The following is a 14,820-nucleotide window of genomic DNA, read 5'->3' on the forward strand; positions in this document are numbered from 1 at the left end:
CTTGTCTACCATGCCCCCCGCAGCAACCGGGCGTTGCGCGCAGCCTCCATTCGTGGGCACAATAGGCCCACACCTGGGCGGGCCTGATCGCAGGGGAAGGCAATCCGGCCCAACCAGGAGGTACCGACCATGTCTGCTCGTTTCGACACGATCAGTCAGCCCGTCGCGCGGGGGATGGTGTTCATCCACTCCGCGTTGGCTGCGCTGTGCCCGCATGTCGAGTGGGCCGGAGGTGCCGTCCTGGGCACTCGCATGGACCTCGAATGGTCGGAGCAGCCAGCCGAGCCGGGAAGCCGCCGTGCGGAGCTGTCCTGGACAGGTCCAGTCGGCACCGGAGCGGCTCTCGCCAGCGCATTGAGCCGGCTCACCCGGATCAGGTTCGAGGTGACGGAGGAACCCACGCCCGGCAGCGACGGTCAGCGATACTGCTTCACGCCCACCCTGGGCGCCTTCAGTGCCGTGGTGGGCGTACACGGGGACATCCTGGTGCCGGAGGATCGTCTCCGACACGCCGTGGCCACGGAGGCACTCGGGGGCGAGCCCTTGCTCAAGGCACTCGAATCACTGCTGGGCGTCCCGTGGGACGAGGAACTCGACGTGTTCCGGCACGCCGGCGAGGACGCTCCCGTGCGGTGGCTCCACCAGGTGGTATAGCCACCGCCCAGGATCAGTCGGTGACGTTCTCGTTGGTGACGAGCACGGCCACGTTGTGGCCTCCGAAGCCGAAGCTGTTGTTGATAGCCGCAAGCGGGCCGGAGGGCAGCGCTCGGTTCGAGGTGGCCACGTCGATGCCCAGGTCTGGTTCGATGTTCTCCACATTGATCGTGCCCGGAACCATCCGGTCCCGTAGCGCCAACACGGAGGCCACCGTCTCGAGTGCTCCCGCGCCACCGAGCAGATGCCCGGTCATGGACTTGGTGGAGGTCACCACCACGTGGTCCGCCTCAGCACCCAGCGCGGTTCGGATGGAGCCGGCCTCGGTGACGTCACCTTGGGGCGTCGAGGTTCCGTGCGCGTTGACGTGCACGATGTCACGGGCGGTGAGACCCGCTTCCCGAAGCGCCTTGATCATCGCCTGGGACTGACCGTAGCCGTCCGGGTCCGGCTGGACGAGGTCGTGGCTGTCGGCCGTGATGCCGGCGCCGGCGAGGGTGCCGTAGATCCGGGCGCCACGGGCCTTGGCGTGCTCCAGAGTCTCGATCACCATGAGGGCGGCGCCCTCGGCGAGCACGAATCCGTCGCGGTCCACGTCCCACGGGCGCGAGGCGCGCTCCGGCTCGTCGTTGCGCCGAGACAGCGCCTGCATCTGACCGAAGGCTCCGATGGGGAGCGGGTGCACGACGGCCTCTCCGCCCCCGACCAGGACCACATCGGCGCGGCCGAGGCGGATCATGTCGAGACCCAGCGAGATCGCCTCATTGGAGGAAGCGCAGGCCGAGACAGGGGTGTGCACGCCCGCACGGGCGTGGATTTTGAGGCCGAGGTTGGCCGCGGGGGCATTGGCCATCAGCATCGGGATGGTGAACGGCGAGACGCGGCGGACGCCCTTGTCCTTCATCACGTCCCACTGGGAGAGCAGGGAGTGCAGCCCACCGATGCCGGTGGCGGACACGACGCCCAGCCTGTCGGGGTCGACGGGATTATCCTCGCCGAGGCCGAAGCCGGCGTCCGCCCAGGCGGCCAGGCCGGCGATCTGCATGAGTTGGGTGGAGCGGTCGAGTTTGCGCGCCTCGACGCGGTCCAGAACCTCGCTCGGGTCCACGGCCGCCTTGGCAGCGATGCGAGTGGGAAGCTGCTGAGCCCACTCCTCGGTCAGCGCCACCACGCCGGAACGTCCGGCGAGCATCGCAGTCCAGGTGCTGGCGACGTCTCCGCCGAGTGGTGTGGTCGCACCGAGACCGGTGATCACGACTGTGGTGGACATGGGGATCTCCTCGTCACTGCATGGGGGGTCGATGGGGGGCGGCCGGGTGTGCGGGCCGCCCCTCGCATGCGTCAGTTGGACGCGCGCTCGATGTAGGCGACAGCGTCGCCGACGGTCTTGAGGTTCTTGGCGTCCTCGTCGGGGATCGAAACGCCGAACTTGTCCTCGCAGGCGTAGATGATCTCGACCATCGACAGCGAGTCGACGCCCAGGTCGTCGACGAAGGACTTGTCCAGCTGGACATCCTCGACTGCGACGCCGGCGATGTCGTTGACGATCTCGGAGAGATCTGAGCGGATTTCTTCAGTGCTAGCCATGGTGTGGCTCCTTCCTAGGTTCTTCTCTTTGGACACTCGTGGGGTCAGGGCAGGATCACGGTCTGGCCGGCGAACACGAGGCCCGCTCCGAAGCCGATGATCAGTGCACTGTCACCACTTTTGGCCTGCCCGGATTCGAGCAGCGCCTCCATCGCCAGCGGAACCGATGCCGCCGACGAATTGCCCATCTGGATGATGTCGCGGGCGACCACGACATCCTCGGGCAGCTTGAGGTGGCGCAACATCGAATCCGTGATCCGGTTGTTGGCCTGGTGGGGGATGAAGCAGTCCAGCTCATCGGCGGTGAGGCCGGAAGCCTCAAGCGTCTCGACGGCCTTCTCGACGATGGCCGTGGTGGCCCACTTGAACACCTCGCGACCCTCCATGTGGATGTAGGGACCTCCGGCGCCGGGCTCGACCCCGCGCCAGTCGTCGACCTCGATCACCTCGTGAGCCTCGGGCTTGGACCCCCAGACGGTGGGGCCGATCGCGGGCACGTCGCTGGGGCCGACGATGACGGCCCCAGCGCCGTCGGAGAAGAGGAAGGCGGTGGAGCGGTCGGTGGTATCGGTGTAGCTGGAGAGCACCTCCACGCCCAGCACCAGTACGTGTCTGGCGGAGCCGGTGCGGACCATGGACTCGGCCAGGCTGACGCCGTAACAGAAGCCGGCGCAAGCCGCCGAGATGTCGAAGGCGGCCGGGGCCGGGAGACCGAGGTCCTTGGCGAGGATCGCGGCAAGCGCCGGGGTCTGCATGAAGTGCGAGATGGTGGCCACGATGACGGCGTCGACGTCCGCGGGCTGCAGCCCGGCGCGCTCGATCGCCTTTCGGGACGCCTCCAGGCCGAGGGTCTCAGCGTCCTCGCCGTCGGCGACCCAGCGACGCTCCTTGATTCCCGTGCGCTGAGTGATCCACTCATCGGTGGAGTCGATCATGGTGCACAACTCGTCGTTGGTCACGACACGACTGCCGCGGGCACCTCCGACGGACATGATGCGGGCATACTCGGCGCCGGTTGAGGACTTGAGGGGCATGTCTGACCTACTCGGACTCGGGGGTGGGCTGGCTGTGGGTGCGGCAGAACTCGCGGGCCTCGTCGAGCTGATCGGGGGTGTTGAGGGCGAACAGCTCAACCCCCTTGAGGTTGCGCTTGGCAATGCCCGTGAGAGTACCGGACGGGGGCAGCTCGAGGAGGCCCGTGACGCCCATGTCGCGCATCGTGTCCATGCACAGGTCCCACCGCACCGGGTTGGCAACCTGCAGGATGATCCGGTCCAACGCTTCACTGCCGCTGGAGACGGCCGCCCCGTCGGCGTTGCTGAGCAGCGGCGTGACGGGGTCGCTGGCGCGCATTCCCTCTGCTTTGGCACGCAGCCGGTCCACCGCGGGAGCCATGTGGACGGTGTGGAACGCCCCGGCCACGCTGAGCGGGATCAGGCGGGCCCGCCGCGGCGGGTTCTCGGACAGGACCTCGAGCTCTTCGACGGTGCCGGCTGCGACGATCTGCCCGGATCCGTTGTTGTTGGCCGGGGTCAGGCCCGCGGCCTCAATCGCCGCGAGGACCTCGTCGCGGTCCCCGCCGATCACGGCGGTCATCGACGTGGGCCGGGCCGCGGACGCCTCCGCCATGGCCAGGCCGCGTTCGCGGACGAGGGCGAGCGCCTCCGTCGGGGAGATCACACCGGCGAGAGCAACGGCGGCCAACTCGCCCACCGAGTGCCCCGCAACCATGCCGACGCCCTCGAAAGAGGGGAGCAGCTCCGCCGCGACAGCCAGGGCGGAGGCCACCAGGAGCGGCTGCGCGACGGCGGTGTCGCGGATGGTCTCGGCATCCGCCTCGGTGCCGTAGTGCGCCAGGTCCAGACCCACCGCCGTCGAGTAGAGGGCAAGGCGCTCCGCGAACGCGGGCTCCGCCAACCAGGGAAGGAGAAAACCGGGGGTCTGGGCACCTTGGCCAGGAGCAACAATCACGAGCACGACAACCACTGTGCCCGTGCGGAGAGTCGGCTGCGGGCGTGAGACTCACGAATTTGCCCACCCGGCCTTTGTGGGAACCCCACAAGCCGGCGATCCGCGCTCAGCCGTTGAGCCTGCCCAACGTGATGGCCATCCGCAGCACATAGGCCTCGCGGGCGTCGGTGGGGTTGTAGCCGGTGGCCTCCTGGATCCGCTTCAGGCGATAGCGCACCGTGTTGGGGTGCACGAACAGGGCCCGTGCGGTGGCCTCCATCGAGGAGCCGCAGTCCAGGAACCCGACGCAGGTCTCCAGGAGCTCCTTGTTGGCGGCCAGCGCCGGGAAGATCTCCGACGCGAGGGTGCGCCGCGCATGCCCGTCGCCGGCGAGGGCGCGCTCGGGGAGGAGGTCCACCGACAACAGCGTCTGTGGCCCCTCCGGCCAGGCCTTCGCAGCCCTGAAACCGGACGCGGCAGCGCGCGCGGACTTCGGAGCCCCCGCCAGTCCGTCCACCGTCGGCCCCACGACCACGGGACCAGCGGCGAAGAAGTCCCGCAGCTTGGAGATCCGCTCGCAGGTGTCGACGGGGTCGCCGACTCCTGCCCCGCCCGCGATAACCACGAGCCGATCGCCCTGCGGGGCCGCCAGCACGTCGAGCGACAACTTCGACGCGGCGCGACGCAGCCCGTCGAGCACGGACGCCTCCTGCGGGGCTCCGCCGATGGCCACCACCACCTTCGACTCGGTGTTCCAGCCCAGAGTCGAGGCCCGCGACAGCACGGACTCGTCTGTCTCCGCGCGGACCACGGCGTCGACGATGGTGGCCTCGATCCGCGAATCCCAGGCGCCGCGGGCCTCCGCGGCACGGGCGTAGATGGCGGCCGCGGCGAACGCGATCTCGCGGGAGTAGTGCACGATGCCCAGTTGAAGTGCCTGCCGGTCACCCCTGGGGAGAAGGTGCTGGATCTGCTCCTCCACCACCTCGGTGGTGGTGCGGACGAGGTCCACGGTCTGCTGGAGGCTGATCCGGCGCGCCATGGCCCGCGGGGCGGCGTCGAAGATCGACTCCGGGGTGAAAGGCTCGCCCGCGAACCAGGTGACGAAGCCGTCGATGCCGGAGCGGGCCAGGATGCCGATCCAGGAGCGTGACTCGGCGTCCAGCTGGCTGAACCACTCGTGCCGGGCGACGAGGGCGGCCAGTGTCGCGGTGTTCATCTCCGAGGTGGAGGCCTGAAGCCGCTTGATGAGGCCGGCGCGAGCGCGGGCCGACGAGATGAGCGCGGGCGCCGTCCCTGGCCGAAAGTCCATCCCGCCAGCCTAGTGGTGTCCTCCGTCGCTTCACCGGGGCTACGCTGGACAGCCATGGGACGCAAGGTATTCGTGATCGGCATCGGCCCCGGCGGGCTGGGGCAGCTGACGCTGGACGCCGTCGACGCCATGAACCAGGTGGACGTCTTTCTCGTCGGGGATCACAGTGAGGACCAGCCCGATCTCGTCTGGCTCCGCAGCGAGCTGCTGCGCCGGCATGTGAACAGGCCGCACCGCGTGATCACGGTGCTGGACCCCAAGCGGGAGCACCCGGGGGCGGTGGATACGGGACGGCTCGCCACCTACAGCCACATCCTCTCCGGCCTGCCGACCGACGACGCGGTGGGGTTTCTCGCCTGGGGCGATCCGGGGCTCTACGACTCGATCCTGCGTGTCGTCGACGCACTCCGCGACAGATTGGCGCTCGAAGTCACCGTCATCCCGGGAGTGAGTGCCCTGCAGGTGCTGGCCGCCGCGCATCAGATCGCCCTGAACGCGGGCGCCTCCGTGCACATCACCACGGGGGCCCGGTTGCTCGCGGAGTACCGGCCCGAGCTCGGCGACGTGGTCGTGATGAATGACCCCGCCTTGGCCTGCCGAGGACTGATCGGGGAATTCCCGGACACCGAAGTGTTCTGGGGCGCCTACCTGGGCACCCCAGATCAGGTTCTGGCCAACGGGCCCCTGCGCACCATCGCCGGAGACCTGGCCGAACTGAGGCAGCGGCTCCAGGCCCACCATGGCTGGATCCACGACACGTATCTCCTCCGGCCTTTTCCTGACGCACGTTAACAATGCGTAACAAACGCCGGGCCGGGTCTCACCGTCGACCCCCATCGTTGCTAGGTTGACGCCGTTCGCCGAGATTGAAGGGCTATCGCCATGGAAGAACTGACCACAGTGCTCGAAACAATCGCGGGATTCGTGTGGGGCCCGTTCCTGCTCATTCCGCTGCTCCTGCTCACCGGCCTGTGGCTGACCATCAAGCTGCGCGGCATCCAGTTCCGCACGCTTGGGTCCGCCCTGCGGTTGGCGCTGTGGGAGCGCAAGGACGCTGACGCAGAGGGTGGCGACATCTCCCAGTTCCAGGCCCTCACCACGGCCCTCGCGGCCACTGTCGGGGTCGGAAACATCGTCGGCGTGGCCACCGCCATCTCGATCGGCGGCCCAGGAGCTCTGTTCTGGATGTGGGTCACTGGCCTGGTGGGAATGGCGTCGAAGTACTCGGAGGCCTTCCTGGCGGTGCGCTTCCGCACCGTCGACGCCAAGGGCGAGGCTTCCGGCGGCCCGCAGTACTACCTGAAGAAAGCGCTGCCGGGAACGTGGGGGGTGGCCCTCAGCATCATCTTCGCCGTGTTCGCCGTCCTCGCAAGCTTTGGCATCGGCAACATGACGCAGGGCAATGCTGTCGCGGCCAACGCCCAGAATGCGTTCGGAGTGGACCCGCAGATCACCGCGATCCTGATGGCGGTCTTCGTGGGCGTGGTGATCATCGGGGGCATCAAGACCATCGGCAACGTGACGGCGGCCCTCGTTCCCTTCATGATCGTCTTCTACATCCTGGGCGCCCTCTACATCCTGATCGTCAACATCGTCGATCTGCCGGGGGCGTTGGCTCTTGTCTTCGGGCAGGCGTTCACTGGCCAAGGTGTGGCCGGCGGTATGTTCGGCAGCCTCCTGCTCACGGTGCAGATGGGCGTGGCGCGAGGCATCTTCTCCAACGAGTCCGGCATGGGTTCGGCGGCCATCGCCGCCGCCGCCGCCCAGACGACCCACCCCGTGCGTCAGGGCCTGGTGTCCATGACCCAGACCTTCATCGACACACTCGTGGTCGTGTCGTTCACCGGACTGGTGCTGGTCACCACGGGTGTGTGGAACGCCGACGCCAGCCCCGCGGTGCTCACCTCGATGGCCTTCAGCCACGGGCTGCCCGGTGACTGGGGCGGCTACATCGTGTCCATCGGCGTCATTCTCTTCGCCCTCTCCACCATCATCGGGTGGTCCTACTACGGTGACCGCTGCGTCGAGCGGCTGTTCGGTGCCCGGGCAACGATGGCCTACCGCATCGCCTTCACCATCGTGGTCTACATCGGTGCCACCGTTCCGCTGGGCGTGGTCTGGGCGTTCGCAGACGTGATGAACGGTCTCATGGCACTGCCCAACCTCATCGGCCTGCTCCTGCTCTCCGGCCTCATCGCGCGCGAGACCAGCCATTACCTCAAGAACGATCCGAAGCTCCGGGCGGGTCGCAAGGAAGTCGACAAGTTCATGGTGGATCAGCCCCGCTGATCTCGGTGCCAGTGGACCCGGTCGCGGTGCTGCGCGAGTGCGCGTTCTGGCTGGAGCGTGCACTCGCGGACACGTACCGCATCCGCGCCTACCGTGAGGCCGCCGACGTCGCGGAGGCGATCGACCCCCGCGACCGCCCGGTGACGGAGGCAGGCTGGCGGGAGTTGCCGGGATTCGGTCCCAGGACGGCCTCTGTCGCGGCGGCCGCCCTGTCCGGTCATCTGCCGGAGGCCCTCGCGCGGCTCCGGGAGGAGGGGAGGGCCTCCCTGGATCCGGCAGGTGACACTCTCCGTGCAGTACTTCAGGGCGACCTCCACACACACACCTCCTGGTCCGACGGTGGCTCCCCGCTCGCCGAGATGGCGGCGGTTGCTGAGTCACTGGGTCACGCCTACTTTGCTGTCACCGACCATTCCCCGCGGCTGAGGGTCGCCAACGGACTGAGCCGGGAACGGCTGCTGGCCCAGTGGGACGAGATCGAGCGGGTGCAGAGGCAGCTGTCGATGCGACTCCTGCGTGGGATCGAAGTCGACGTTCTCAAGGACGGCTCGCTTGATCAGGCGGACGACCTGCTGGGTGGGCTGGACATCGTCGTGGCCTCTGTTCATTCCGACCTCCGGGCGGATCCGGCCAGTATGACGATGCGGATGATCGGTGCGATCTCCAATCCGCACACCACAGTGCTGGGGCACTGCACCGGCCGGAAGTTGCGCGCCGATGGGACGTGGCGCGAGCAGTCACGATTTGACGCGGAACTTGTGTTCGCGGCCTGCGCCATGTTCGGAGTGGCCGTCGAGATCAACTCGAGGCCGGAACGCCAGGACCCGCCCGTGGAGCTCCTGGAGATGGCTGTCGAAGCTGGGTGCCTGTTCAGCATCGACTCGGATGCGCACGCCCCGGGCCAACTGGACTTCCTCACCTACGGGGCGGCGAAGGCAGCCGCTGTAGCGATCGATCCGGATCGGATTATCACGACGTGGCCGGTCGACCGGCTGCTGGCACATGCGCGGCGCCACCGCTGACGATGCGGCCGGGACAAGGCTATGGCCCCGTCGTGACTGGTCCCCCCAACCTACCCATCACGACGTGGCCATCTGCTGATAGCAATTCTGCGGCTGCTGAGGGTCGGAATTCCCCAGTGTCCGGTACTGGTCTGACTGGTGACGGTACTGGCATTCCTACGGGTTCCACGTGCGTTGGTCGCGTCAGGACCGGGCAGAGTGCAGGAGCGCACGCAGCTCGACACGCGACCCTGCCCCAAGTTTGGCCAGCGTGTTGCGGACGTGGAACTCGACGGTGCGGACCGAGACGAACAGCTCCTGTGCGATCTCCTTGTTGGTCCGGCCGCTCAGAACCAGGCCGGTGATCTCGCGCTCCCTCGCTGTGAGTCTGGCGAGGAGGGCAGAGGTCTCGGATGCGGTCACCGGGGCGGCGCGGGGAGGGGGGCTCAGTGAGGAGAGACGCATCTGGAGCGCCTCCAGTCGCTCAGCCCACGACCGCGCACCCGCCTGCACCAGAAGAGCGGTGGCGGCGCCCAGCTCACCCAGGCATACGCCCGCGTCGTCAGCCCACTCGCCGGTGCCGACGAGGAACTGGGCCCAGTCCTCAGCCAGGACGGCACCCAGCAACTGGAGCCCGCGAGGCGTATCTTCCTCCCGTCGCCGCTGCAACGCCGCATGGGCCAGAGCGAACGACGCCGACGCAGAGGCATGGTCTCGCGACCCTACGGCGAGCAACGCGTCCATGTGGTGATGGAGATACGCCAATGCACCCGGGGCGACGTCGAGCGCAGACACCTGGTCCCTCGCCATCTTCGCCGCTGCGAGATCGTCGATCGCAACGTGGGAACGGACCCGCAGGACTGAGGTGGCCGCCCCCGGGAACTGACCGGTGAGTGGACTGCTCCAGAGCTGGCCGAGGGTCTCGGCCACGGTCCAAGGGTCGCCCTCGGCTGTGGCGGCGAATGCACGCACGACCATCACCGCGCCCATGGCGGAGTTGAAGCCGCGGGGGCCAGCCACTTCGGCCACATGAGCGAGCATCCGTGATCCTTGCTCTTCGCCGCGACAGACAGGGATCAGCGCGGCAATCGCCTGCGCATGGAGAGCGCCCACGTCTCGGAGGTCTTCGAGGGCAATCGTCAGTCCCGGCTCGATGGAGGACTGAGCGGCATCCCACTCGCCACTGAGAAAGCCCAGCCGATGCCGTACCAAGGAGGGCCACAGTTCGTAGCCGGGAGGTGCCGTCGCCATCCGGAGCAGTCGATCAAGCTGGTTCTGAGCAGCCAGGTTGCGCATCGCGCTGAGATCCAGGGAGGCGGCCACCGACAGGGCAGCCGTGTGGGCTGCCGAGTCCGCTGCCAGGTCGGTCAGCGAGGGAGCCTGCAGACCCGGCACCTGCTCCGTCCCAACGGGTGTGGCCCATTTCGCGGCGAACGACAGCCACATCGTCAGCAGCCCGTGGAGGGCGGCCGCCTCCGATGGGTCGGCGTCCGACAGCCCCCTCCGACCACGACCCGCCTCGATCCGGCGCCCCAGTTCGTCACGCACGGAAGCCATTGCCGCGGGCATGTCGCGCGCGCCGATGGAGGCGCGGCTGCGGCCCAGGAGCTCGAACGAGTGGGCGAGCAGCAGCAGCAGGGTGTCGTCCAGGTCTGCGAGGGGGAGTCCATCGGCCAGGGGTAGCCTCCGCACGCCCACAGCGGTGGCGTCTACTGCGCACTGGAGAACCGAGCGCGCCACTCCTGGGAGCATTGCCCTGATCCGGGGTTCGAGTTGGTTGATGACCCCCGCACGGCGTGCGCGCAGCGCGTAGAGGCACGCCAACGGGAGCTGGGCGTCATCGAGACTGCAGGCCCACATCATGAGCTGCGAAGCGAGTTCGAGGTCACGGACCTGGGCTGCTGCGCGGGCGCTGGCCAGCAACTCGGTGAGCAGGGCGTCATCGCGTGCACCGCCGAGGGCCAACACGCGGTGACGGAGTCCTTCGACGCCGGGCAGCGCATCCGCGAGAGCCCGATGGGTGGCCAGGATGGTGGCTGGCGCCGCGTACGACGCGACGGCGGCGGGCACCTTGGGTCGTTGATCATCGCCGGCCAGCACGCGGGCAGCACGTAGGGCCTGGAGATCTGCGCGTCCATGGCCAAGATCGCGCATGACCCGGTCCAGCTGGGCTGGGGGGAGCGGACCGCCGAGGGCCAGGGCGAGCACCGCGGCAACGTCGTGCGGGCTCGGGTCCTCTCGCAGCCACCGGGAAATCCTCATCACAACCTCGGCGCTGTCTCTGTCTCCCAGCTCGGCGATGGCAGAGGCAAGGGTGGCACCTCCGCGGCGGAGGCGAGCCGTCAGTTCGTCCACCAGCCCGGGGTTTCCCCCCGTGGCCTCCATGACGATGCGGAGCTGGCGCGGGTTGAGGGGCGCGAAGAGGATGCTGCGGAAGAAGGCCTGCACCCCGTCCTCGTTGAGCGGCCCAAGCTCGAGATGGCGCCCCCTCTTTCCGACGGTGACGTGTTGGATCATGCGCTCCGCGAACCACCCCGTCGTGGTCCTGCTGGTGGCGACGAAGAGCGCCGGCACCGTGTCCAGCCTCCTGATCACGTGCCAGAACGCCTCCTGGGACGGCTCGTCGAGGTGATGCAGGTCGTCGATGATCATCGCGAAGGGACCGTCGAGCCGCTCGATGAGGTTCACCACACCGATGGCGAAGGTGGGGACCCCTGCGCGGTTGCGCAGATCAATGAGCTCGGGGGCGGTCTCAGGGAGTTGCTCGTCGATCAGCCGGTCGATCGCACCGAAAGGCACATCGCGTTCGGCCTCGAGTAGGAGATGGGTGTAGGTGGGCATTTCAGAGGCGATGGTGCCCGCGAGGCGGGACTTGCCGATCCCCGGCGGGCCCGTGAGGAAGAGAACCTGCGTGCGGCCCTCGCGGACAGCGGCCACCAGGGCGGCGATCTGACGCTGCTCCTCGACGCGACCCACCAGTGGCCCCATCACTCACCCCCCTGACTCGCGTTCTACGTTGCGTGTGACTGTCCACGATTCTCCCGCACGCGAGGCTTACGGCGCGGACAAACCCCGGCAATGGCAGCATCAACAGATTGCGAGCCGGGATGGCCGGAGCCGAGAAATGCGTGCAATTGTCGCGCTAGGGTTGGGCATCCGGCATTGGGCCCATCAGCGCATGCCGTCGACTCTTTCATCGAGAGGAACATTCGTGAGCCAGAACGAGGCCGGGCCGATCCTCAACGGTCTACCCACCAATCTGCCAGACATCGACCCCGCAGAGACTGCGGAGTGGCTCGAGTCCCTGGACGGGGTGATCGACGCCGGAGGCCGGAACCGCGCCCGCTACGTGATGCTCAAGTTGCTTGAGCGGGCGCGTGAGCGTCACATTGGAGTGCCGTCACTGACGGGCACCGATTACGTCAACACCATCCCGGCCGTGAGCGAACCGGCCTTTCCTGGGGACGAGACGCTGGAACGAGGCATCCGTCGGCTCCTGCGTTGGAACGCTGCCGTGATGGTGCACAGGGCCCAACGCCCCGGGGTGGGCGTTGGCGGTCACATCGCGTCTTACGCCTCGTCCGCGACACTCTACGAAGTGGGCTTCAACCACTTCTTCCGAGGCAAGGACCATCCGGGCGGCGGAGACCAGATCTTCTTCCAGGGCCACGCGTCTCCCGGCATGTATGCCCGCGCATTCCTCGAGGGCCGCCTGGACGAGAACGACATGGACGGCTTCCGCCAGGAACGCTCACACTACGTCGACGGTGAGCTCAGGGCGTTGCCCAGTTATCCGCACCCGCGTCAGTTTGACAGCTTCTGGGAGTTCCCCACGGTGTCGATGGGGCTCGGCCCGCTCAACGCCGTCTATCAGGCCCAGTTCAACAGGTACCTCCACAACCGCGGCATCAAGGACACCTCCCAGCAGAGGGTGTGGGCGTTCCTCGGTGACGGCGAGATGGACGAGGTCGAGTCGCGCGGTGTTCTTCAGTTGGCCGCCAACGACGAGCTGGACAATCTCACCTTCGTCGTCAACTGCAACCTGCAGCGCCTGGACGGGCCGGTGCGTGGCAACGGCAAGATCATGCAGGAGCTGGAGGCGTTCTTCCGCGGGGCCGGCTGGAACGTGATCAAGGTCGTGTGGGGCAGGGGCTGGGACCCGCTGCTGTCCAACGACTCGGAGGGCGCGCTCGTCAACCTGATGAACGCCACCACCGACGGCGACTTCCAGACCTTCAAGGCCAATGACGGCGCATATGTGCGCAAGCACTTCTTCGGCCGGGATCCGCGCACCGCGGCCATGGTCAAGGACTGGTCGGACGAGGAGATCTGGCGCCTCACCCGCGGCGGTCACGACTTCACGAAGGTGTACTCGGCCTACAAGTCGGCTGCTGAGTTCACCGGCGCACCCACCGTGATCCTGGCGCACACCATCAAGGGCTACTTCCTGGGCAAGCACTTCGCGGGTCGCAACGCGACGCACCAGATGAAGAAGCTGGCCCTCGATGACCTCAAGGCCTTCCGCGACCGTGTGGACGTGCCGGTCACCGACGAGCAGCTCGAGGCGGACCCCTACCGCCCGCCCTACATCCATCCCGGGCAGGAGGATCCCCGGATCAAGTACCTGCAGGACCGCCGCCGTGAGCTCGGCGGCTATCTGCCGGACCGCCGTGGGGACAAGAAGTTCATCTCGCTGCCGGCGGAGAAGGCGTACGTCTCGTCGCGCAAGGGCTCCGGCAACCAGCAGGTGGCCACCACCATGGCCTTCGTGAGACTGCTCAAAGACCTCATGCGGGACAAGGAGTTCGCTCCGAGGGTGGTCCCGATCATCCCCGACGAGGCACGCACCTTCGGCATGGACGCCTTCTTCCCCACCATCAAGATCTACAACCCGCACGGCCAGAACTACACTCCCGTGGACAATGAGCTGTTCCTCAGCTACCGCGAGTCCAAGACCGGACAGATCCTGCACACGGGCATCAACGAGGCGGGTTCGCTCGGTGCGTTCACGGCCGCCGGTTCGGCGTACTCCACCCATGGTGAGCCGATGGTGCCCATCTACGTGTTCTATTCGATGTTCGGGTTCCAGCGCACCGGCGACGCGATCTGGGCGGCGGCTGATCAGCTGGCCCGCGGCTTCCTGATCGGCGCGACGGCGGGGCGGACAACGCTCACTGGCGAGGGCACCCAGCACATGGACGGACATTCGCCCATCCTGGCGTCCACCAACACTGCGGTGGTCTCCTATGACCCGGCCTACGGCTACGAGATCGCGCACATCGTCAAGGACGGTCTGCGGAGGATGTACGGGGATGATCCGGAGAACATCATCTACTACATGACCGTGTACAACGAGCCCATCGTCCAGCCGGCCGAGCCGGAGGGCGTCGAGGTTGAGGGCATTCTGCGCGGGATGTACCTGTACCGGACCGGTAGCTTCGACGGGTTGGGAGAGGATGCGCGCCGCGCGCAGATCCTCGCCTCGGGGGTGGCTCTGCCATGGGCGCTCGAGGCTCAGGACCTTCTCAAGGCTGACTACGGCATCGTCGCGGACGTGTGGAGCGTCACCTCCTGGGGAGAGCTGCGTCGCGAGGGTCTGCAGCTGGACGAGGAGAGGTTCTCCGATCCATTCGGCGAGCACGGCCCCACCTGGGTGGAGCAGAAGCTCGGTGGGACCGCCGGTCCGGTGGTGGCCGTCTCCGATTACATGCGCGCCGTCCCTGATCAGATCCGGCAATGGGTCCCTCGCGACTACATGACGCTCGGCGCTGATGGCTTCGGATTCTCGGACACTCGGGCGGCGGCGCGGCGCTACTTCAACATCGACGGACCGTCGATCGCAGTGGCCGTCCTCCAGCGTCTCGCCGTTGCAGGCGAGGTCCCGACGGAGTGGGCCACCGAGGCCGCGGCCAAGTACAGGCTGGACGACGTCACCGCCGGGTCCTCAGGCAACGCTGGTGGAGACGCCTGATCTCAGCTATCGAGGGGGTGTGATGCGAGAACCCTGGTCTTCTGGCAGGCTTGCCC

Annotated in this window: 11 protein-coding genes; 5 read left to right on the top strand and 6 right to left on the bottom strand. The window is 67.6% G+C overall.

Annotated elements, in window-relative coordinates:
* Positions 1-129: 129 nt before the first annotated feature.
* Entirely contained in the window at positions 130-654 is a 525-nt protein-coding gene (locus tag H5398_RS08280; RefSeq protein ID WP_182782906.1) for a DUF3145 domain-containing protein, read from the top strand.
* A 13-nt stretch (positions 655-667) separates the two neighbouring features.
* Here H5398_RS08280 and H5398_RS08285 read toward each other — a convergent pair whose 3' ends face one another.
* From H5398_RS08285 to H5398_RS08305, 5 genes are all read right to left on the bottom strand, one after another.
* Entirely contained in the window at positions 668-1,924 is a 1,257-nt protein-coding gene (locus H5398_RS08285) for a beta-ketoacyl synthase (RefSeq protein ID WP_182782905.1), read from the bottom strand.
* Positions 1,925-1,995: 71 nt separating this feature from the next.
* Complete coding sequence (locus H5398_RS08290; protein ID WP_182782904.1) at positions 1,996-2,241, bottom strand: acyl carrier protein; 246 nt, start codon at positions 2,239-2,241, stop codon at positions 1,996-1,998.
* Positions 2,242-2,285: 44 nt separating this feature from the next.
* Positions 2,286-3,275, bottom strand: a complete 990-nt coding sequence (locus H5398_RS08295; protein WP_182782903.1) for a beta-ketoacyl-ACP synthase III — start codon at positions 3,273-3,275, stop codon at positions 2,286-2,288.
* 7 nt (positions 3,276-3,282) lie between these two features.
* A complete protein-coding gene (locus tag H5398_RS08300) occupies positions 3,283-4,218 on the bottom strand; it encodes an ACP S-malonyltransferase (protein ID WP_182799682.1) in 936 nt (311 codons plus the stop codon).
* Positions 4,219-4,318: 100 nt separating this feature from the next.
* A complete protein-coding gene (locus H5398_RS08305; RefSeq protein WP_182782901.1) occupies positions 4,319-5,503 on the bottom strand; it encodes a CdaR family transcriptional regulator in 1,185 nt (394 codons plus the stop codon).
* 54 nt (positions 5,504-5,557) lie between these two features.
* Between H5398_RS08305 and cobF the strand changes: the two genes are divergently transcribed.
* The 3 genes from cobF to H5398_RS08320 all read left to right on the top strand — a co-directional run bounded on the left by cobF (position 5,558) and on the right by H5398_RS08320 (position 8,814).
* Positions 5,558-6,295, top strand: coding sequence for a precorrin-6A synthase (deacetylating) (gene cobF, locus H5398_RS08310; protein ID WP_182799683.1), 738 nt, complete (start codon positions 5,558-5,560; stop codon positions 6,293-6,295).
* A 90-nt stretch (positions 6,296-6,385) separates the two neighbouring features.
* A complete protein-coding gene (locus tag H5398_RS08315; RefSeq protein WP_182799684.1) occupies positions 6,386-7,792 on the top strand; it encodes a sodium:alanine symporter family protein in 1,407 nt (468 codons plus the stop codon).
* A gap of 5 nt (positions 7,793-7,797) precedes the next feature.
* Positions 7,798-8,814 (top strand): PHP domain-containing protein, encoded by a 1,017-nt coding sequence (locus H5398_RS08320; protein ID WP_370585738.1) that lies wholly within the window; start codon positions 7,798-7,800, stop codon positions 8,812-8,814.
* A gap of 183 nt (positions 8,815-8,997) precedes the next feature.
* Here the strand turns inward: H5398_RS08320 and H5398_RS08325 are convergent, their stop codons facing one another.
* A complete protein-coding gene (locus H5398_RS08325) occupies positions 8,998-11,781 on the bottom strand; it encodes a LuxR family transcriptional regulator (RefSeq protein WP_255422247.1) in 2,784 nt (927 codons plus the stop codon).
* Positions 11,782-11,971: 190 nt separating this feature from the next.
* Here H5398_RS08325 and aceE point away from each other — a divergent pair, with 190 nt between their 5' ends.
* A complete protein-coding gene (gene aceE, locus H5398_RS08330; RefSeq protein ID WP_182799685.1) occupies positions 11,972-14,764 on the top strand; it encodes a pyruvate dehydrogenase (acetyl-transferring), homodimeric type in 2,793 nt (930 codons plus the stop codon).
* Positions 14,765-14,820: the final 56 nt, after the last annotated feature.

It is taken from the genome of Tessaracoccus sp. MC1679 (assembly GCF_014164775.1).
In the GTDB taxonomy this organism is placed as follows: domain Bacteria; phylum Actinomycetota; class Actinomycetes; order Propionibacteriales; family Propionibacteriaceae; genus Arachnia.